This window comes from Proteus terrae (assembly GCF_003144325.1).
GTDB classification, from domain to species: Bacteria; Pseudomonadota; Gammaproteobacteria; order Enterobacterales; family Enterobacteriaceae; genus Proteus; species Proteus terrae.
Genome location: NZ_PENS01000005.1, coordinates 215,807 through 238,099, shown reverse-complemented (window position 1 = coordinate 238,099; position 22,293 = coordinate 215,807). Strand labels below are relative to the sequence as shown.

Sequence of the window (22,293 nt, the reverse complement as noted above, 5' to 3'; positions counted from 1 at the left end):
TTTCCCCGAAAAATAAACAGAATGCTAATGGATGATCAACAATAAACTATCACACTGAAAATATGACGCAGTGATACAATCCACAAAGTTATTTCGAGATGCAAAAAATCAACCTAATATTAAATTTTTATCTTTTACCCATAAAAAATGCCTGATAAATATCAGGCATTAGTCACTCAATTTAAATAAATGAAGTCTTAAAGCGGATCCACTTTTAAGCAAGAGACTGCGTGGCGGAAGCTCCCTTCTAGTAAAGGACGTGTTTTTGCACATTCTTCATCAGCCATCGGACAACGTGTACGGAATATACAGCCTGATGGTGGATTAATCGGTGAAGGTAATTCCCCCTCTAATAAATCGATATTCTTATTACGTTCTTTATCGGGATCAGGAATAGGCACTGCTGACATCAACGCTTTAGTATAAGGATGTAATGGATGATGATAAACTTCATCATAGGTTCCTAACTCCACTGCATGTCCTAAATACATCACCAACACACGATCTGAAATATGTTTTACCACTGCCAGATCGTGCGCAATGAAGATTAACGATAATCCCATCTCTTTTTGAATATCTTTCAGCAAGTTAACCACTTGAGCCTGAATTGATACGTCTAATGCTGAAACAGGTTCATCACAAATCACTAATTTGGGTTCTAAAATTAACGCACGCGCAATACCGATACGCTGGCATTGCCCACCTGAGAATTCGTGAGGGTAACGGTTGATTAAGTTTGGCAATAATCCGACTCGCATCATCATTGCTTTCACTTTTTCAACAACTTCAACCTGTTTCATTTTAGGATGATAAGTTTTAAGCGGTTCGGCAATGATATCGCCAATCGTCATTCTTGGGTTTAGAGAAGCCAGCGGATCTTGGAAAATCATCTGGATATCTTGGCGAATATCGCGCCATTGTTTATTTCCCATTCCCAGTAAATCATTACCTAACCAAGTGACTGTACCGCCAGAGGCTTTGACTAATCCAATAATGGCTCGAGCAAATGTCGATTTACCACAACCAGATTCACCAACAACGCCGAGTGTTTCACCTTCATATAAACGCAGTGTGACACCATCAACGGCTTTGAGGCTTTTTTTAGGTTGCCAAAACCACTGTTTATTATCTTGAACATCGAAATAAACTTTTAAGTCATTCACTTCAAGAATAACTTTTCTATCTTGTAATGTGGCTTGAGTCATACCAATTCCTCCACTGCTTTAAAACAGGCACGTAATCGCCCTTGTGCAAATTGCTCTAATTGAGGTTCACTCGTTAAGCATTGCTCTGTTGCATACTGGCAACGAGGTTGGAATGGGCAGCCTTTTGGTAAACGCAATAAGTTAGGAGGATTACCGGGAATGGTAGCGAGTCGCTCATCTTCACCGTCTAAACGCGGAACCGCCTGTAATAAGCCGATAGAGTACGGATGTGAAGGTTGATAGAAGATATCACGCGCTTTACCGTACTCCATAGTACGCCCTGCATACATCACCAATACTTTATCGCAAATCCCTGCAACCACGCCCAAGTCATGGGTGATCATAATAATCGCGGTGTTTAAATCATTCTTAAGCTCATTGAGTAAGGTCATGATTTGTGCTTGAACCGTCACATCGAGTGCCGTTGTGGGTTCATCTGCAATTAAAAGTTTTGGCTTACAAAGCAATGCCATCGCGATCATGACACGTTGACGCATACCACCTGAAAACTCATGAGGATACATGCTCATACGTTTATGAGCTTCAGGCATTTTTACGGCATCTAACATACGCACAGATTCTGCATAAGCATCATTTTTACTCATGCCTTTATGTAGCATTAAGACTTCAATAAGCTGTGCACCGACTTTCATATAGGGATTTAATGAAGTCATTGGATCTTGGAATATCATGGATATTTCTTCAGCGCGCATTTTATTTAATTCGCTCTGACGAAGATTTAAGATCTCACGGCCATTAAAATTAGCACTACCCGCTGTGCGACCATTTTTCGCTAATAATCCCATCAATGCGAAAGCTGTTTGCGATTTACCTGAACCCGATTCACCGACGATCCCTAAGGTTTCACCTGCAGCTAATTCAAAATTGAGTTTATTAACGGCAGTAACGTCTCCATCCGGTGTACCAAAAGTCACACAGAGATCTTTAACACTTAATAACGACTTACTTGTTGAATTTGTCATTTTGTTCTCCTTAACGATCTTTCGGGTCTAATGCGTCACGTAAGCCGTCACCGATAAAGTTAAAGCAAAACAGTGTGACAACTAAGAACGAAGCCGGGAAAAGTAACAGCCAAGGAGAAACTTCCATTGAGTTTGCACCATCACTTAATAGTGCGCCCCAACTACTTAGTGGCTCTTGTGTTCCTAAACCTAAGAAGCTTAAGAAGGATTCAAATAAAATCATACTAGGCACTAATAGAGAGGCATAAACCACCACCACACCTAATACGTTAGGTACAATATGTCTTAACACAATATTGCGTGATGACACACCACAGACTAATGCGGCTTCAATAAACTCTTTACGTTTTAGACTTAAGGTTTGTCCTCTTACAATACGTGCCATATCCAGCCAAGATACCATCCCAATCGCAACGAAAATCAGTAAGATATTTTGACCAAAAAATGTCACCAATAAGATAACAAAGAACATAAATGGGAATGAGTTTAAGATTTCCAGTAAACGCATCATCACAGAGTCAACACGTCCACCAATATAACCTGCCATTGCGCCATACAGCGTACCAACAATAACAGCAACAAAGGCGGCGGCGATACCAACCATTAATGAAATACGCCCACCAATCGCAACACGAACTAATAAGTCACGCCCAGATGAGTCAGTACCAAAATAGTGAGAAGAGGCAAAATCAGGTGCTATTGACATCATTTCCCAATCAGTATCGTCGTAAACAAAGGGCGATAACATTGGGGCAAAAATAACAAATAATAAAATAAAGAAAAGTAATACAAGGCTCGTGATAGCCGCTTTATTGTGCATAAAACGACGACGAGCGTCTTGCCATAAACTACGGCCTTCAATATCTAGCTGCTCCGAGAAATTCCCCAGAGCTTCGCTGTTTTCCTTCAGTGATAACATAACGCGCTCCAGTGTCTATTAATAACGAATTTTCGGATCAATAACGGCATATAAAATATCGACAATCGCATTAAAGAAAATCGTTAATGCACCTACGATAATGGTTAAGCTTAATACCAATGAGTAATCACGGTTTAAAGCACCATTAACGAATAATTGTCCAATACCCGGCAATCCAAAGATGGTTTCAATAACCATTGAGCCCGTAATAATACCGACGAATGCAGGCCCCATATAAGAGATAACAGGTAGCAACGCAGGTTTTAAAGCATGACGTAGTACAATTCTTTTCATCGGCAAGCCTTTCGCTTTTGCCGTTCTGATAAAGTTTGAATGTAACACTTCAATCATTGAACTACGGGTAATACGCGAGATACTGGCGATATAAGAAAGCGACAGCGCAATCATCGGTAGCAACATATATTGCACCGCACCGCCATTCCAACCACCAGCCGGTAGCCACCTTAGCGAGATAGCGAAAATAAGAACTAGCAGTGGTGCGACAACGAAACTCGGTATTACAACCCCCGTCATGGCAAAAGTCATGACGGTATAATCCCATTTGGTGTTTTGATTCAGTGCTGCTATCACGCCTGCCCCCACACCCAAAATGACAGCAAAAATAAATGCCGACAGCCCTAATTTAGCTGAAACAGGGAATGCTTTACCGACTAAGGTGTTTACACTGTAGTCTTTATATTTAAAAGAAGGCCCTAAATCCCCTTTCGACAATTGAATTAAATAATCGAAGTATTGTTTATAAATGGGATCGTTTAAGTGATATTTCGCTTCAATGTTTGCCATAACCTCCGGTGGAAGTTTCCTTTCCCCTGTAAAAGGGCTGCCGGGTGCTAAACGCATCATAAAAAACGAAATCGTTATTAGAATAAATAGAGTCGGTATCGCTTCTAAAAAGCGACGAAAAATAAATTTGAGCATTGCCCGTTCCTATAACACAAACCTATTCAGGCGTGACGATAAAAAGACCTTGCCTTAAAAAAGACAAGGTCTCGCCCGATTACTTAGCAATAATGTACAAGTCTTTAGTATGTAAATTATCTAATGGATCTTTACCTGAATAACCACCCACATAAGGTTTAACTAAACGGGTGTTTACATAGTAGTAAAGTGGAACAATAGCCGAATCTTTATCTAATACGCCTTCCGCTTTTTGATAAATAGCGGCACGTTCATCATCAGATTTCACACGTAAAGACTCTTTGATCAATGCGTCAAATTCTGTGTTTTTATAGTGAACGGTGTTGTTACTGCTGTAAGACAACATCATGTTCAAGAATGAAGAAGGTTCGTTATAATCCGCACACCAGCCAGCGCGTGCAACATCATAAGTTCCTTGGTGACGTGTATCTAAGAATGTCTTCCACTCTTGGTTCTCAAGAGACACTTCTGCACCTAAGTTTTTCTTCCAAATTGAAGAAGCGGCGATCGCGACTTTTTTATGTAAGTCGGATGTATTGTACAGAAGCTTAAATTTCAGTGGATTTGCTTTGTTATAGCCTGCTTCTTCTAATAATTGGCGTGCTTTTTCATTACGTTGTTCTTGAGTCCAAGTCGCAAACCACTCTGGTTTACTCTCTTTAATACCGTCTGTGAATGGAGGGGTAAAGCCGTAAGCTGGAATATCACCTTGGTTTTTCACTTTATAAGTGATGATATCTCTATCCATTGAAAGCTTAAGTGCTTCACGAACACGCGGATCATTAAACGGTGCTTTCTCATTATTAATTTCATAATAATAAGTACATAAATATGGGCTTATACGCAATTCATCTGGGATCTCTTTTTTCAGCTTTTGGAAAAATTCGATCGGTAAATTGCTGTATGTCATATCAATTTCACCCGCACGATAGCGGTTTACGTCAGTGACTTCTGATGAAATAGGTAAAAAAGTGACTTGGTCAATAACGGTACTTTTGTTATCCCAATAAGTTGGGCTACGTTCTAAAACAATACGTTCGTTGACTGTCCAGTCTTTTAAATTATAAGCACCATTGCCGACGAAGTTAGCAGGTTGCGTCCATTTTTCCCCAAATTTTTCAATGACTCTTTGGTTTACTGGCGACATGGAGGAGTGAGCTAATAATTTTGGTAAATAAGGCACCGCTTCAGATAAAGTGACTTCTAATGTGTTGTTATCTAATGCCTTAACACCTAATTCTGTGGCTTTTTTCTTACCGGCAATAATATCGTCGATATTTACGATATGCGCATATTGCAGATAGCTTTCATAAGGAGATGCCGTATTAGGATCAGCTAAACGTTGCCAGCTATAGACGAAATCTTGTGCTGTAACAGGTTCACCATTTGACCATTTAGCACCTTCACGAATTTTGAATGTCCAAACAGTAAAGTCTTTATTTTCCCAGCTAGTTGCAGAGCCCGGTAAAATTTCACCATCTGGACCAACAATCGTCACGCCTTCGAAAAGATCACGCGCTAATGCAGATTCAGGAACACCTTCGATTTTATGAGGATCAAGCGATTGTGGTTCAGAGCCGTTATTACGTACAAGCACTTGTTTTTCAGCTAATTTTACTCCATCAGGAACAACAGCAGCATTAGCTGTTAATGCTGATAATCCAAAGATTGCGCTTATAGCAATCGCCAACGCACTCTTTTTAGTTAAATTACTCATCTTATAAAATACTCCCAGTTAGTGAGTTGGTTGTTAGACAACCATTCTGTGATGTTCAGTTGTGTTTTAGAACGGTTTACACAACTTATTGTTTTTACAAAAAATAAATCAATCTTGCTTATTTACTATCAGTGCTTAATTGCCTGATAGCATTATAATTTTTTATGCCGATAGCTTTTTTGTGTAGCTTTTTATTGTGTTACTACTTTTTAAATCACTTTTAATGATTCAAAATCGCACATAACTATAGAATATCGATAATTTACCAGTTTTAGTTATCTGCCTTTATAAAATAGCGCTTTAAGTCCGTATAATCAAAGGGGTCTTTACCTGTAAATCCGCCTACTTTGGGACTAACTAATCTAACACTGACACGATAATAAACAGGCACTATCGCCGAATCCTTGTCTAGCAAGGCTTCAGCCCGTTGATAGAGTTGATGACGTGCCCCTTTATCAACAGCAATTGAGGCATTATTTAATGCATCGTCGTAATCTTTATTTTCATAAAAAACGGTATTTAGACTGCTGGTGGAAAGAAACGAGTTTAAAAATGAGGTAGGTTCATTGTAATCTGCGCACCATGTTGCTCTTGCAACTTGGTAATTTCCTTGATTACGGTTTTCTAATGCCGTTTTCCATTCTTGATTTTGCAACGTTACATTTGCACCAATACTTTTTTTCCACATTGATGCTGCCGCTATTGCCTGCTGTTTATTTTGATCTGAAGTATTGTAGAGCAATGTGAAAGTCAACGGATTTTGACTATTAAACCCCGCTTCTTTTAATAATTCACGCGCCCTTTCATTACGTTGTTGTTGCGTCCAATAAGCCCATTTAGGAGCTTTAAAATTACCGTTACCAATAAAAGAAGGTGTAAAAGAGTAAGCAGGTATTTGTCCTTGCCCCATTATTTTTTCGGCAATCACTTCTCTATCAAGAGTAAGCTTTACCGCTTCTCGAACTCGCGGATCATCAAAAGGCGCTTTTTGATTATTTAATTCATAATAGAAAGTACATAAATACGGTGTGACATGTAAATTTTCAGGTTGCTCTTGCTTCATTTTTCTATAAAGAACAGGAGGAATAGCGCTATTAGTGATATCGATTTCACCACTGCGATAGCGATTAACATCACTAGTTTCCGAGCTTATTGGTAAAAATATGGCTTGTTCAATAATGGTATTTTTATTATCCCAATAAAGTGGATTACGCTTTAAAGTCACCTTTTCATTTACAACCCAATTTTCAATAACATAAGCACCATTGCCAACGAAGTTTTCAGGGCGAGTCCAATTCACGCCATATTTTTCAACAATCTCTTTTTTAACGGGCTTTAATGGCGTGTGGCTGATCATATCGATTAAATAAGGAATTGGCTTTGTTAAACTCACCTGAAAAGTATGAGGATCAATCGCTTTCACACCTAATGTTTCAGGGGATTTTTTGCCACTAAGAATATCTGCAATATTTTCAACATAAGCATATTCGAGATAGCTGGCATAAGGTGAACCTGTTTTAGGATCTACCACTCGACGCCAGCTATAAACAAAATCTTCAGCTGTAACTGGAGAACCATCACTCCATTTTGCATCTTCTCGCAAATAGAATGTCCACACTTTGTTATCATCAGTTTCCCAGCGTTGTGCAACGCCCGGCATACTTTCACCATTCGGCCCAACATAAGTCAGCCCTTCTAATAAATTTAAAATAATATTAGTTTCTGGTGCACCTTCTACTTTATGTGGATCAAGTGATGAAACTTCAGTTCCGTTATTAATCACAATATTCTGTTGTTTTGCCAGAATAGTACCTTCAGGAAGAGTGACGGCATGAGAAAAAAAGGAGGTAAAGACAAGTGACATAATACTGAGTGGAAACACTGTTTTTAACGTAACTTTATTTTTCATGGGTACCTCTCCTAATAAACAATAATTTATAGCGGGGTCGATCAATTAACGATAAGTATCGTTGTTAAATTTTGATTGTAATATTTATGGCTCTTAGATATTTGCTGATATTAACGAGATAAAAATGATAACAACACACTTCTTTTTTACACTTATCGTAAATTTTGTCAATTAATGCGGTATTCTTATCACTTAACTTTATTGAGCCCTCTAGCGTTCTATCTTGAGAAAATAAAAAATACATATCAAGAGAGGCAAAACAACAAATAAACATTAAATTAACATCATGCAAGTTTTATAGATAGAAAACCGACTTATCTCACAAAATTAATATAATTAGGATGGCTTTTAACTGACTAGCAGAATTTTATGATGCTTTATTTGTAAAGAGTTTCTCTTTGAAATTAATTACAAATAATAATAAATTCATCTTTAGGCTGAATAACAATTCTAATCTAAAAATATTTATAGATTATTAAATATTCACTTTTATTGTTTATTTTTAAAATTTAATCTAAATGTTTAATAGAAATAAAAATAAAAAATTTTTCATTTATATTTCTATGAGTTAGATAAAAAAACCTCTTTAATATACATCTCGAATATTAAAGAGGTTTTTAATTTTAAAATTATAACTTCAATTTTTTTCAGCTATTGAGCTGACTTTGATTGAAACCATTGTAGCTTCTCATTCAATGAGACGACCTCTCCCACGATAATCAGTGCTGGGCTTTCCATTGTTTCTGCCATCTCTGCCAGTTGACGTAATTGACCAACAATCACTTTTTGTGTTGTTAACGTCCCCTTTTCGATAATGGCGACAGGCATAGTCGCGCACATGTTTTGGCTAAGTAGCATTTGCTGAATATAATGGGCTTTACTTAATCCCATATAAAACACTAAGGTCTGATTTTTTTGTGCAATACATTGCCACTGTGCTTCATTTAATCCTTTCCCATGCCCCGTAATAAAGCGAACACTTTGTGCATAATCTCGATGCGTTAAAGGAATACCCGCATAAGTCGTACAACCTGATGCAGCCGTAATTCCGGGGATCACAGAAAATGGGATCTGATGTTCAATCAAAGCTTCTAGTTCTTCACTGCCTCGGCCAAAAATAAAGGGATCGCCCCCTTTTAATCTCACCACTCGTTTTCCTGCTATGGCTTCTTTGATTAAGATTTGATTGATTTCGTCTTGAGGAACGCAGTGAAATCCCGCTTGCTTACCAACATAAATACGTTGTGCATCTCTACGAACTAATGCCATTACTTCATCAGACACTAGCCTATCGTAAACCACCACGTCAGCTTGCTGGCACTGCTGCAAACCTTTAATGGTCATTAACCCAGCATCACCCGGTCCTGCTCCGACTAAAACAACGCTGCCTTGAGGTTGCTGATTTTCAGATAACAGTGCGCTAATACGTCGCTCAATACCGTCATCTCTTTGCGCTTCTATTTCAGCTTGTAATGATTTATCCTCGAAAAATTGCTCCCAAAAATAACGTCTGGCACTCATCGATGAAAAACGTTGTTTTATTTGCTCTCGTAACTTTCCGGCAAGTTGTGCTAGTGCACCAAGATAATTAGGGAGTAACTGCTCAATTTTTTCTCGCAAAATACGAGCGAGTACAGGTGCTTTTCCGCCCGATGAAATTGCCACCACGATAGGAGAGCGATCGATAACAGAAGGCATAATAAAACTAGCTTGCTCTGGTGAATCAACCACATTACAAAATATCTGTTTTTCTGTTGCTGTTTGAAAAACCTGTTGATTCACTTGCTCGCTATCTGTTGCAGCAATAACAAGCCATTTACCAGACAAATGAGCCTCATTAAATATTCCTGTGATGCAATTTAGTTTTTGCTCTGTATGCCACTGCATAAATTGCCCAGTAAATGAAGGGGCAACAACAGAAATAATGGCGCCTGCCTCCATCAGCAATCTCGCTTTACGTTCAGCAATCTCACCACCTCCTACTAATAAACAAGGTTTATCTTTTAGCTGACAGAATATTGGAAAGTAATCCATATCCGTTCCCCTATTTATTGTGATGACTTATTACGACTACGCACGCTAACGGTGTTACCTTCAACCTTGATATCAAAATGAGTGATCGAGAAATTCTCATCTTCAAGGCAAAAACCATCCGTTAAACGAAAATGCTGTTTTTTTAGCGGACTGACGATATACAGCTCATTTTCATGTTCAGCAATCAATCCTCGTGATAGAACACTCGAATGTGCAAAGGGATCTATATTGCTTAATGCATATAAACGCGCATCAGAATAAGGACGAAATATGGCAACGTGATCTTGTTCCACCAGCGCACAAACACCCGTTCCCGGAGTAATATCATCTAATTGGCAAACAGCTATCCATTGGCTCATGATTGCGCCTCCTCAGTGATCTGTTTGATATCAATACGTTCATGTAAACGTGCGGGACGATGCTGAAATCGTTCTTTTACTGTTTGCACTGTTGGATCAGGCATTGGATTATTAATAAAGTGGGCAAACCGTTTTAATGCTTTTGGAGAATCAACTGTTTCTTTCCATTCACAAGCAACGCGTTCTTGTAAGGTTTTAAGTTCTTTTTCCAGTTGTGCATTTAAACCTAATTTGTCGTTAATTATGACATCACGTAAATATTCAATACCGCCTTCTAAATTATCTAACCACACTGAAGTGCGTTGTAACTTATCGGCAGTACGAATATAGAACATCATAAAACGGTCGATATAATGCACTAAGGTTTCTTCATCAAGATCGGAAGCAAAGAGATCTCCATGTCGTGGTTTCATACCACCATTTCCACCGAAATAGAGGTTCCAGCCTTTATCTGTGGCGATAATACCGACATCTTTTCCTTGTGCTTCAGAACATTCACGAGTACAGCCCGAGACACCAAATTTCATCTTATGAGGTGTTCTAATGCCTTTATAACGATGCTCTAGTGCAACGCCCAAACCGACACTGTCACCAACACCGAAACGACACCAACTGCTGCCTACACATGTTTTTACCATTCGCAGTGCTTTCGCATAGGCATGACCAGTTTCAAAACCCGCCGCTATCAGTTTTTCCCAAATAGCGGGTAAATCCTGTTTGTGCGCACCGAACATCGCCATTCGTTGCGATCCCGTAATTTTGGTATACAAATTGTATTCTTGAGCGATTTGCCCAATAGCAATAATGCCTGCGGGGGTAATTTCACCACCAGGAGAGCGAGGAATGATGGAATAAGTCCCATCTTTTTGCATATTCGCAAGGAAGTTATCGTTAGTATCTTGCAGAGAAACTAAATCATCACGCAAGATATAATCATTCCAACATGAAGCAAGCAATGAACCGACGGTTGGTTTACACACTTCACAACCATAGCCTTGACCGTGTTTTTTCAATAACTCATCAAAGCTTTTCAGTCCTTCTACACGAATAAGATGATAAAGCTCTTGGCGAGAATAGTGGAAATGCTCACAAAGATGGTGATTAACTTCGATACCTTGTTTGGCTAATTCTGCATTTAAGACTTGAGTCACAAGAGGAATACAGCCACCACATCCTGTACCCGCTTTGGTTTCTGCCTTAATTGCAGCGACTGTATGACAACCTTGTTCAATTGCTTGAATAATGTCGCCTTTTGTAACATCAAAACAAGAGCAGATTTGTGCGGTTTCGGGTAGTGAATCAACACCTATTGCCGGCTTACTTCCAGCATGTGAAGGTAAAATCAAAGAGTCTGGGTGCTCTGGCAATTCAATGGTATTGAGTGATAGTTGTAAAAGATTGCCATAATCTTCGGTATCACCCACTAATACAGCACCTAATAGATATTTATTATCTTCACTAACAATCAGGCGTTTATAGATTTCTTTGCCTTCGTCCAGATAAATATAGCTACGACACCCTGCTTGTTGCCCATGAGCATCACCAATACCGCCGACATCGACACCAAGAAGTTTTAATTTTGCACTTAAATCAGCACCCTGAAAAACAGAGTGATGGCCTAATAAATTATCGACCGCAACTTGTGCCATTTTGTAGCCAGGCGCCACTAAACCGAAGGTTTTATTTTGCCAAGATGCACATTCACCAATAGCATAAATATCAGGATCTGTTGTTTGGCAATAATCATTAATAACAATGCCGCCTCGTGGGGCAATATCTAAATCACACTGACGAGCTAACTTATCTTTCGGGCGAATACCTGTGGAAAACACAATAAAATCAACTTCAAGAAAAGTACCATCCGCGAATTGCAGTGTTTTACGCGCACTTTCCCCAGTTGATAATATTTCTTGGGTGTTTTTAGAGGTATGCACTTTTACACCCATACGCTCTATTTTTCGTTTAAGTTGCTCACCACCTAATGTATCCAGCTGCTCTGCCATTAAGGTTGGAGCAAACTCGATGACGTGAGTTTCAATACCTAAGCTTTTTAACGCACCGGCTGCTTCTAAACCTAACAACCCACCACCAATCACCGCCCCTTTACGACTAATACGTGCGCAAGATTCGATAGCGTTTAAATCTTCAATAGTTCGATAGACAAAACAGTCCGGCGAGTTATTTCCCTTAATTGGAGGAACCCACGGATAAGAGCCTGTTGCCATCACTAATTTATCGTAACTGACACAACGTCCGGTATTAGTGTGTACCACTTTTTCGTCACGATTAATGGTTATCACGCGCTCACCAATTAATACCTCTATTTGGTATTTTTCATAATAACCTTGTTTAACTAAGGAGAGCTCTTCAGCGGTGTGATGTGAAAAGTAAGAGGAGAGATGGACTCTATCATATGCAACGCGAGGTTCTTCACAAAAGACAACAATATTAAATTCTTCATTGCCACCTTTATCAATCAACTCTTCGATATAACGGTGTCCCACCATACCGTTACCGATGATTGCGAGTGTTTTCTTGCTCATTTTTGCCTCAGATTTAAAGATTTCTAAGGCTAAAATACGAAACTACTCATAAGAGATATTGATGGATATCAAATACAGCTTAATCAATTCAGCTACTACAACTTAATAGTCAATGAGTTACTACTAAAGGAGTATTTCATCATCATGTTCTTGCGGTTAATTATTCTTCTACCATAATTAATTTTAGCCACTTATAACGAAGAGTTATATGTAAGCGTAATTAAAACTTTGCGCATTGGTCACGTTTTGCCTAAGTTAATTTCACAAAGTAATAACTAATAAGTTATTGACATAACGATTTTGGCTACACCGTTTCAGGGAGCGTCTCATGAAAGCAAAATTATTATCATTATTCGTTGTGGGTGCCCTTTCCGTACCGGCATTTGCAGCAACACCTGCTAATACATTAATTGTGGTACAAGGGCTTGATGATATTGTCAGCCTTGATCCTGCTGAAAGTAATGAACTATCCAGTATTCAAACTGTGCCTAGTTTATATCAACGTATTGTTCAACCTAATCGTGATAATCCAGAAATTAATGAACCGATTTTAGTTGAAAGCTGGCAAGCGAACCCTGAACAAAAAACGATCGTATTTAAAATTAAGCCAGATGCAAAATTTGCATCTGGTAACGCTGTACGTCCTGAAGATATTATCTTCTCTTATCAGCGTGCGATCACCATGAACAAATCACCTGCTTTTATTCTAAATGTGCTGGGTTGGAAAACTGATAACATTAATTCACTGCTGAAAAAGGTCAGTGATAATGAATTAGAAGTGCGTTGGACAGCGGATGTCAGCCCTGATGTTGTGCTAAATATCCTTTCAACTCCAATTGCGTCTATTGTTGATGAAAAACTGGTTTCCGCTCATGTTAAAAATAATGACTTTGGGAATAGCTGGCTGAAGATGAACTCAGCAGGAAGTGGCGCATACAAAATGCGTGCTTATCAACCACGTCAAGCTATTGTGTTAGAAGCTAACCCACTCTCGCCAACTGGTGCGCCTAAAATAGCCAATATTATTATTAAAAACGTGCCCGATCCGGCATCTCGTCGTTTATTAATTGAAAAAGGTGATGCGGATATTGCGCGTGACTTAGGTACCGATCAAACTGCAGCTTTAGCGGGCAAAACTGGTATCAAAATTTTAGATATTCCTTCTGCTGAGCAAGTTTATATGGCTTTTAATACCGCCAGTGGAAACCCAGCGCTGAGTAACCCCGCATTTTGGGAAGCATCTCGTTATTTAATTGACTACAAAGGCATTACTGAAGATTTAATGCGTGGTCAGTACTTTATTCATCAAAGCTTCTTACCAATAGGCTTACCGGGTGCATTAAAAGATAATCCTTTTACTTTTGATCCCGAAAAAGCCAAAGCAATTTTAGCCAAAGCGGGTATTACCAATGCACGCTTTACATTAGATGTTGAGAACAAAGTTCCTTACATCACTGTGGCGCAATCCATTCAAGCAAGCTTTGCTCAAGCGGGTGTACAAGTTGATTTATTGCCCGCAGCAGGTAGCCAAGTGTATAGCCGTGTACGCGCTAAACAGCATCAAGCAGCCATTCGTTTTTGGATCCCTGATTATTTTGATGCGCACTCAAATGCCAGTGCCTTCGCTTATAATGATGGACAATCCAATACTGTTGCTTGGTTAAATGGCTGGAAAATTCCTGAGTTAAGTCAGCAGACATTATCTGCACTTAATGAAGCGGACAAAGTAAAACGCCAATCGCTCTATACTGAAATGCAAAAAGAGTTACAGCGTAGTTCACCTTATGTGTTTATTGACCAAGGCAAAAACCAGATAGTCATGCGCGATAACGTTAACGGTTATGCGCAAGGTCTAAATGCAGATATGGTCTATTATGACAAAGTAACTAAGTAATATTTTTTCCTGAAACCATCCACAGCCATGTTACTGTGGATGGTCTATTTTTTGCCATTTCACTAGGCTATTGCTGTATGAATACTGCTATGACGTTACCTATTCGTCTAAAAGATCAGTTAATTACCTTTGCTCAAGGAATATTGACTCTGGTGCTGACTCTTTTAGGACTTCTTGTCATCACTTTTACGCTTTCAGCTCTTTCACCTGTCGATCCTGTCTTACAAATTGTTGGTGATCACGCAAGCCTCGAAACCTATAACCAAGTAAGACATGAATTAGGACTAGATTTACCTATCTACATGCAGTTTTTTCATTATGTAGAAGCGCTGTTACAAGGGCATTTAGGTACAGCAACATCAACAGGTCAACCTGTTCTTGATGATTTGTTAGCGACTTTTCCCGCCACATTGGAATTAGCAACTGTTGCATTACTGATTGGTGCCAGCCTTGGTATTTTATTTGGCGTTTTATGTGCGCGTTTTGTGGGAACACCGTTCGATTTTATTTTGCGAATTTTGACGTTATTAGGTAGCTCTGTTCCTATTTTCTGGCTAGGTTTGATTTTGCTATTGCTTTTCTATGCCACCTTACAATGGACAGCAGGCCCCGGGCGATTAGACGATATTTATCAATTCACCATTGAACCCGTAACGGGTTTTGCACTAATTGATACGTTATTAGCTGGCGATAAAGATGCTTTTTTTAATGCGTTATCACACCTTATTTTACCAGTTTCTTTATTAGCTTATTTTGCCCTTGCTTCTATTACTCGCTTAACTCGTTCAGCCTGTTTAAACGAAATGAATAAAGAGTATGTCACGTTAGCAAGAGCAAAAGGTATTGGTGAATTACGTATTCTTTTTTATCACGTACTGCCTAATATTCGTGGTGTTTTAATGACCATTATCGCCTTATCTTATACTGGTATGTTAGAAGGTGCCGTATTAACAGAAACGGTCTTTTCTTGGCCGGGAATTGGTCGATATCTCACAACAGCACTTTTTGCAGGTGATACCACAGCCATTATGGGCGGTACTTTAGTTATCGGCTTATGCTTTGTCTTTATCAATAATATGACCGATATCGTTATTCGTTTGACTGATCCGAGGCTCCGCTAATGTCATCTCCATTTTTAAGAAAAATAGCGCGTTCGCCTTCTGCATTTATCGGTTTATCGTTGCTCATTTTACTGTTAATTATTGCTATTTTTGCACCTTGGTTAGCCCCTTACGATCCGAATTGGCAACATGCTGCCCAACGTTTATTAGCACCCAATGCTGAACATTGGCTAGGGACAGATAATTATGGGCGAGATATTCTTTCTCGACTTATTTATGGTACTCGCCCAATGCTAGGCTTAGTGGGGCTGGTGGCGCTTATTACGCTACCTTTAGGATTATTAATTGGGATTTTATCTGGGTATTACGGTGGTTGGACTGAGCGTATTTTAATGCGATTCACTGATATTGTAATGTCGATGCCTTCTCTTATTCTCGCCTTCGCCTTTGTCGCAATGTTAGGACCTGGCCTGCTAAATGGCGCGTTAGCACTGGCTTTAACTGCATGGCCGGCTTATGCACGACAATCTCGTAGTGAAATTCAACATTTACGCAATAGCGATTATCTTGCTGCTGCCGAAATGATGGGTATTAAAGGTCTTCGACTGTTATGGGGACATATCTTACCACTATGTTTACCTTCAGCCATTGTGCGTTTAGCACTTAACTTAGCCGTAATTATTCTCGCAGCAGCCGGATTGGGCTTCCTTGGATTAGGTGCACGCCCACCAATGGCGGAATGGGGAGCGATGATCGCAGAAGGTATGCCCGTTATTTTTGATCAATGGTGGATTGCAGCTATTCCGGGTACGGCAATTTTAATCAGCAGTCTGGCATTTAATTTATTAGGTGATGGATTACGTGATGTATTGGGAGATACCCATGAATAAAACACCATTAATTGAGGTAAACAACCTCTGCATCGATTTTCCAAAGGCAAGAGTTGTCAATAATATCTCTTTTACTTTGGGGCAAGAGCGTTTGGCGATTGTTGGTGAATCTGGCTCTGGCAAATCAATGACCGCTCGTGCATTAATGGGGCTTGTTCGTCATCCGGGAAAAGTCAGTGCAGAGATACTGAACTTACAAGGAAATAATCTATTAGATTTTTCATCTCGCCAATGGAATAACATCCGCGGAAATACGATTTCAATGGTATTACAAGATCCTCGCTATGCATTAAATCCTGTAAAAACCATTTATCAGCAAGTAGAAGAAACCGTAAAACAACATCAAAAACTTTCACGTCAAGATAGGCGTCAACTTATCATCGATACCCTGCTGTCTGTCGGCTTACCTGAACAGAATATTTATCGTTATCCTGGTGAATTATCAGGTGGTATGGGACAACGAGCAATGATAGCGATTGCGCTAATTAATAACCCTACTATTTTAATTGCCGATGAACCGACATCTGCACTGGATGCTCAGTTACGTCATCAAATCCTTGAACTGATCACTATTCAGTGTGAACAGCGTAATATGGGTTTATTACTGATTAGCCATGATTTACCCCTTGTTGCTGAATATTGTGAGCGCGTCATGGTGATGTATCAAGGCGAACAAGTTGATGAACTCGATGCTAAAGCGCTACCGACTGCTTCACATCCTTATACTCGTACACTTTGGACATGTAGACCTAATGCAAGCACTTATGGCACTCAATTGCCAGTACTAGATAGAACGCTTAATTTTAAGGGGCTACATCATGCTAATTGATATTCATGATTTACACGTTCAATTCAAACAAGGTAAACAAGCAAAGCACGTTGTAAAAGGGATCAATCTACATGTTCAACAAGGCGAAACTTTTAGCTTGATTGGCCGTTCTGGCTGTGGCAAATCGACTGTTTTGCGTGTGATCGCAGGGTTATTACCGAATTGGCAAGGTGAGATATCGCTTTTAGGACAAACAATTAAACCTCAACAACGTTTTCAAGGGACTTTGCGCCGTAATATACAAATGGTATTTCAAGATCCCTACGCCTCTTTACACCCCCAACACCGTATTGAGCGAGCGTTCTCTGAGCCTTTAAAAATCCACCAAATTCCTTTTGATAAAGAGACGATTGAACAAGCATTAGCCCAAGTTGGTTTACCTGCCGATGTGACGAGTCGTTATCCACACCAACTTTCGGGTGGGCAACGTCAACGTGTCGCCATTGCAAGAGCCCTTTTATTGCAACCTCAACTATTACTTTTAGATGAACCAACCTCAGCGCTAGATATGTCAGTGCAAGCCGAGATTTTAAATCTGCTTAACACACTAAAAAAACAGCATAACATGACTTATTTACTCGTCAGTCATGATGCAGATGTTATCGCACATATGTCGGATCGAGCTGCATTAATGGAAAATGGTGAATTAACACAACATTATGATCGAGATGCGTTATCAAAAGGGATACATCGTATTGATTGAGATAAAAGAGAATAGATAAAAGAAAGGAGCCGAGCAGCATTACGTTATTAATACTGCTCGTTTTTAATATTACTGTTTAATCGTACCGTTTTTTATTGTTCTGCGCTGTGTTTAAACTAATAAGCCCGGGAAAATAGAACGTAATCCGGTCACAATAAATTCAATACCTAACGACATTAATAATAAGCCCATTATACGAGTAACTACATTAATGCCAGTTTGCCCTAAATATTTCACTAATAGTGTTGCGCTGCGAAACAGCAACCAACAACAAAATGCAAAAAAGATGCTGGTTGCGGCTAATCCTAAAAAGTTAGTAAAACCTTCCCAGCGAGAACTCCACACAATACAAGAACTGATTGCTCCGGGTCCTGCCATTAATGGTAATGCTAAAGGCACAACAGCAACACTACTACGTACTGCGGATTCGTTTCGTTCCTGATTGTTTTGTTTATCTTCTCCTAAACGTCCATTTATCATGGTCATCGCAATAGTAACAATCAGCATTCCCCCTGCTATACGAAACGAGTCGATAGAAATACCGAAAACACTCAGTATAGAATCACCGATTAACAGAGAAGAAACTAAAATAATTGCAACGGAGCCATTCGCAATTAAGTTTGTTTTGTTACGCCCTGCATCAGTTTGATAACTCGTCATACTGATAAAGACAGGCAAAATACCAATTGGGTTTACAATCGCAAAAAGACCGACAAAAAATTTAATATAACCGGATAAATCCAGCAGTGACCCCATGAAAAGCCCCTTCTTGGCTAATAAACATGCGAATTATTCTATAAAAGATAGAGTAACTCCAAAAAATGCGCGTTACTTTAAATCAATAAACCAGTTAATTCTATTAGTTAACAAGTTTTTACCTAAAATATTCTCTTGTAAATAGATTAAAACCTAGAGGTTTAATTTTATATCGAAATAAACTGTACGACAAAAAAATCGTTGAACATTTATTGCATATGAGAATTATTCTCATAAATAGCCATGCTGAAAGGTGTCAGCTTGCTATTTTTGTGACATATATCACGTTAATTAATTAGAAAGATGGTAAGCTGTTATCATTCGAAGAAAGAGAGCTACTTAGAAAATATATTTGCCTTTATTATTGTTTTTTTTAAGTTTTTTAAGCAAATTATGCCCTCTAATAATTATTACTGAAATAAGCACATTATCATCTATCTAGGCTATTCTTATTAGTTATGATGAAAACGGCTAATTTGCTTAAAAAATTTAACATTTTATCAGGAGTCTCTTTATGTCTGTAACTAACGTTACTGAACTCAATGATTTGGTTGCTCGTGTAAAAAAAGCTCAACGTGAATTTGCTAACTTCTCTCAAGAACAAGTTGATGCTATTTTCCGTGCTGCTGCATTAGCTGCCGCTGATGCCCGTATTCCCCTTGCAAAATTGGCTGTTAAAGAGTCTGGTATGGGTATCGTTGAAGATAAAGTGATTAAAAACCACTTTGCTTCTGAGTATATCTACAATGCGTATAAAGACGAAAAAACCTGCGGGATCTTATCTGAAGATCTGACTTACGGCACAATTACCATTGCTGAACCTATTGGGATCATCTGTGGTATCGTACCAACAACTAACCCAACTTCTACTGCGATTTTTAAAGCATTAATTAGCTTAAAAACACGTAATGGTATTATCTTCTCTCCACACCCTCGTGCAAAAGAAGCGACAAACCGTGCTGCTGAAATCGTCTTAAATGCAGCTATTGCAGCAGGCGCACCAAAAGATATTATTGGTTGGATTGATGAGCCTTCAGTCGCTCTATCTAACGCATTAATGCACCATGATGATATTAACCTGATCTTAGCGACAGGTGGTCCAGGCATGGTTAAAGCAGCGTATAGTTCTGGTAAACCAGCTATTGGTGTTGGCGCAGGTAATACGCCAGTTGTTATTGATGACTCTGCTGATATCAAACGTGCAGTGGCTTCAATCTTAATGTCTAAAACTTTCGATAACGGCGTAATTTGTGCGTCAGAGCAATCTGTTATCGTTGTTGACAGCATTTATAAACAAGTTCGTGAGCGTTTCTCTACCCACGGCGGTTACATGCTGACAGGTAAAGAATTAAAAGCTGTTCAAGATATCATCTTAAAAGATGGTAACTTAAACGCAGCTATTGTGGGTCAACCTGCAACAAAAATTGCTGAAATGGCCGGCATTGAAGTACCAGTAAATACCAAAATTTTAATTGGTGAAGTAAAAGAAACAACCGAAGCTGAGCCGTTTGCTCACGAGAAATTATCTCCACTATTAGCAATGTATCATGCTCAATCATTTGAAGATGCAGTGTTAAAAGCTGAAAAATTAGTTGAGATGGGTGGTATCGGTCATACTTCTTGCTTATATACAGATCAAGATAACTGCCCTGAACATGTTGCCTATTTCGGCGACAAGATGAAAACATCTCGTATTTTAATCAATACTCCAGCATCTCAAGGTGGTATTGGTGACTTATATAACTTTAAACTTGCTCCTTCTCTAACATTAGGTTGTGGTTCATGGGGTGGTAACTCCATTTCTGAAAACGTAGGGCCAAAACACCTTATCAACACCAAAACCGTGGCGAAAAGAGCAGAAAATATGTTGTGGCATAAACTTCCTAAATCTATTTACTTCCGCCGTGGTTGTTTACCTATCGCACTGGAAGAGATTGCGACTGATGGTAAAAAACGTGCCTTTATCGTGACCGATGGTTTCTTATTCAACAATGGTTATGTTGATGAAGTCACTCGTGTACTGAAAAAATTTGGTGTTGAAACAGAAGTCTTCTTTGAAGTTGAAGCCGATCCAACATTAAGCGTTGTGCGTAAAGGTGCAGAACAGATGAACAGCTTTAAACCTGATGTGATCATCGCATTAGGTGGTGGTTCACCAATGGATGCTGCAAAAATCATGTGGGTTATGTATGAGCATCCAGAAACTCACTTTGAAGAATTAGCATTACGCTTTATGGATATCCGTAAACGTATTTACAAATTCCCGAAAATGGGTGTGAAAGCACAAATGGTTGCTATCACCACAACATCAGGTACTGGTTCTGAAGTAACACCATTTGCAGTAGTAACTGATGATGAAACAGGTCAGAAATACCCATTAGCAGACTATGCATTAACACCAGATATGGCTATCGTTGATGCAAACCTTGTTATGAATATGCCTAAATCTCTGTGTGCATTTGGTGGTTTAGATGCTGTAACTCACGCATTAGAAGCTTATGTTTCTGTATTAGCGAACGAATATTCTGACGGACAAGCACTGCAAGCATTAAAATTACTGAAAGAATATCTGCCAGCAAGTTATCATGAAGGTGCTAAAAACCCTGTTGCTCGTGAGCGTGTTCATAATGCGGCAACTATTGCTGGTATCGCTTTTGCAAACGCATTCTTGGGTGTTTGTCACTCAATGGCGCATAAATTAGGCTCTGAGTTCCATATTCCTCATGGTTTAGCTAATGCGTTATTAATTTCAAACGTTATTCGTTATAACGCTAATGACAACCCAACTAAACAAACGGCATTTAGCCAATACGATCGCCCTCAAGCACGTCGTCGTTATGCAGAAATTGCTGACCACTTAGAACTTTCAGCACCGGGTGATCGTACTGCTGCTAAGATTGAGAAATTGTTAGCTTGGTTAGAAGAAATGAAATCTTCATTAGGAATTCCATCTTCTATTCGTGAAGCTGGTGTTCAAGAAAGTGATTTCTTAGCAAGAGTTGATAAATTATCTGAAGATGCGTTTGACGATCAGTGTACTGGTGCTAACCCACGTTACCCACTGATCTCTGAATTAAAACAACTGTTATTAGATTCTTACTACGGTCGTGAATTTAATGAACATCCCGTTGTTGAAGTGAAAGAAGAGACAAAACCAGCTAAAAAAAGCAGTAAAAAATAATCGAAACACGCTGTGTTAGTGTGATCCTCAATATTTCGGTTATTTGTTCTTAAATAAACACCCAGTCTTATGGCTGGGTGTTTTTATGCTTCTTACTTATCTATATACATTTTGCTACTGATTTTTAAGATTGAGAAACAAGTCACAATAAGTCACTATTTAGTCATAAATCATAAGTATTTATACTTAATTAGTGAGTTTTATTTTTACTATAAAAATAGTGCCTTTCTTTGTATGTTTATAATTGGCTCTAAAAAAGGCACTGAGCAACTTATCTCTTAAGTTGCATCATTGCATTACCACGTTATAGAAAGTGCCTTATGAGTGATTACAGAGCGTATCAAACTCTTCTCCTCTTTCATTAGTTGGTA

General features: G+C 39.0%; 16 protein-coding genes. 6 read left to right on the top strand and 10 right to left on the bottom strand.

Annotated elements, in window-relative coordinates:
• Positions 1-197 precede the first annotated feature (197 nt).
• The 9 genes from oppF to nirB form a co-directional block, all read right to left on the bottom strand.
• A complete protein-coding gene (oppF, locus tag DK857_RS05875) occupies positions 198-1,205 on the bottom strand; it encodes a murein tripeptide/oligopeptide ABC transporter ATP binding protein OppF (protein ID WP_109401768.1) in 1,008 nt (335 codons plus the stop codon).
• Positions 1,202-2,188: an ABC transporter ATP-binding protein gene (gene oppD / locus DK857_RS05870; RefSeq protein WP_075673767.1), complete on the bottom strand. Its 987-nt coding sequence runs from the start codon at positions 2,186-2,188 to the stop codon at positions 1,202-1,204. The genes oppF and oppD overlap by 4 nt, the downstream gene beginning before the upstream one ends.
• 10 nt (positions 2,189-2,198) lie before the next feature.
• On the bottom strand, positions 2,199-3,107 hold the full coding sequence (gene oppC / locus DK857_RS05865; protein ID WP_109401767.1) for an oligopeptide ABC transporter permease OppC: 909 nt from the start codon (positions 3,105-3,107) through the stop codon (positions 2,199-2,201).
• Positions 3,108-3,125: 18 nt separating this feature from the next.
• Complete coding sequence (gene oppB, locus DK857_RS05860) at positions 3,126-4,046, bottom strand: oligopeptide ABC transporter permease OppB (protein WP_069368989.1); 921 nt, start codon at positions 4,044-4,046, stop codon at positions 3,126-3,128.
• Between the two features lie 79 nt (positions 4,047-4,125).
• Positions 4,126-5,763: an oligopeptide ABC transporter substrate-binding protein OppA gene (oppA, locus tag DK857_RS05855; protein WP_109401766.1), complete on the bottom strand. Its 1,638-nt coding sequence runs from the start codon at positions 5,761-5,763 to the stop codon at positions 4,126-4,128.
• A gap of 271 nt (positions 5,764-6,034) precedes the next feature.
• On the bottom strand, positions 6,035-7,672 hold the full coding sequence (locus DK857_RS05850) for an ABC transporter substrate-binding protein (protein WP_109401765.1): 1,638 nt from the start codon (positions 7,670-7,672) through the stop codon (positions 6,035-6,037).
• A 651-nt stretch (positions 7,673-8,323) separates the two neighbouring features.
• Positions 8,324-9,706, bottom strand: coding sequence for a siroheme synthase CysG (gene cysG / locus DK857_RS05845; RefSeq protein WP_109401764.1), 1,383 nt, complete (start codon positions 9,704-9,706; stop codon positions 8,324-8,326).
• A gap of 14 nt (positions 9,707-9,720) precedes the next feature.
• Positions 9,721-10,065, bottom strand: coding sequence for a nitrite reductase small subunit NirD (gene nirD, locus DK857_RS05840; RefSeq protein ID WP_075673950.1), 345 nt, complete (start codon positions 10,063-10,065; stop codon positions 9,721-9,723).
• Complete coding sequence (gene nirB / locus DK857_RS05835; protein WP_109393904.1) at positions 10,062-12,608, bottom strand: nitrite reductase large subunit NirB; 2,547 nt, start codon at positions 12,606-12,608, stop codon at positions 10,062-10,064. The genes nirD and nirB overlap by 4 nt, the downstream gene beginning before the upstream one ends.
• Positions 12,609-12,936: 328 nt before the next feature.
• Between nirB and DK857_RS05830 the strand changes: the two genes are divergently transcribed.
• From DK857_RS05830 to DK857_RS05810, 5 genes are all read left to right on the top strand, one after another.
• Complete coding sequence (locus tag DK857_RS05830) at positions 12,937-14,502, top strand: ABC transporter substrate-binding protein (RefSeq protein ID WP_109393905.1); 1,566 nt, start codon at positions 12,937-12,939, stop codon at positions 14,500-14,502.
• 77 nt (positions 14,503-14,579) lie between these two features.
• Positions 14,580-15,623 (top strand): ABC transporter permease, encoded by a 1,044-nt coding sequence (locus DK857_RS05825; protein WP_109393906.1) that lies wholly within the window; start codon positions 14,580-14,582, stop codon positions 15,621-15,623.
• Positions 15,623-16,453 (top strand): ABC transporter permease, encoded by an 831-nt coding sequence (locus DK857_RS05820; RefSeq protein WP_109393907.1) that lies wholly within the window; start codon positions 15,623-15,625, stop codon positions 16,451-16,453. The genes DK857_RS05825 and DK857_RS05820 overlap by 1 nt, the downstream gene beginning before the upstream one ends.
• The gene (locus DK857_RS05815) at positions 16,446-17,282 is read left to right on the top strand and encodes an ABC transporter ATP-binding protein (protein WP_109393908.1); all 837 of its coding nucleotides are present in this window, start codon (positions 16,446-16,448) and stop codon (positions 17,280-17,282) included. The genes DK857_RS05820 and DK857_RS05815 overlap by 8 nt, the downstream gene beginning before the upstream one ends.
• Positions 17,269-17,985, top strand: a complete 717-nt coding sequence (locus DK857_RS05810; RefSeq protein ID WP_193528586.1) for an ABC transporter ATP-binding protein — start codon at positions 17,269-17,271, stop codon at positions 17,983-17,985. The genes DK857_RS05815 and DK857_RS05810 overlap by 14 nt, the downstream gene beginning before the upstream one ends.
• 111 nt (positions 17,986-18,096) lie before the next feature.
• Here DK857_RS05810 and DK857_RS05805 read toward each other — a convergent pair whose 3' ends face one another.
• The gene (locus tag DK857_RS05805) at positions 18,097-18,741 is read right to left on the bottom strand and encodes a YchE family NAAT transporter (RefSeq protein WP_109393910.1); all 645 of its coding nucleotides are present in this window, start codon (positions 18,739-18,741) and stop codon (positions 18,097-18,099) included.
• 514 nt (positions 18,742-19,255) lie between these two features.
• Between DK857_RS05805 and adhE the strand changes: the two genes are divergently transcribed.
• The gene (gene adhE / locus DK857_RS05800; protein WP_075673957.1) at positions 19,256-21,922 is read left to right on the top strand and encodes a bifunctional acetaldehyde-CoA/alcohol dehydrogenase; all 2,667 of its coding nucleotides are present in this window, start codon (positions 19,256-19,258) and stop codon (positions 21,920-21,922) included.
• Positions 21,923-22,293: the final 371 nt, after the last annotated feature.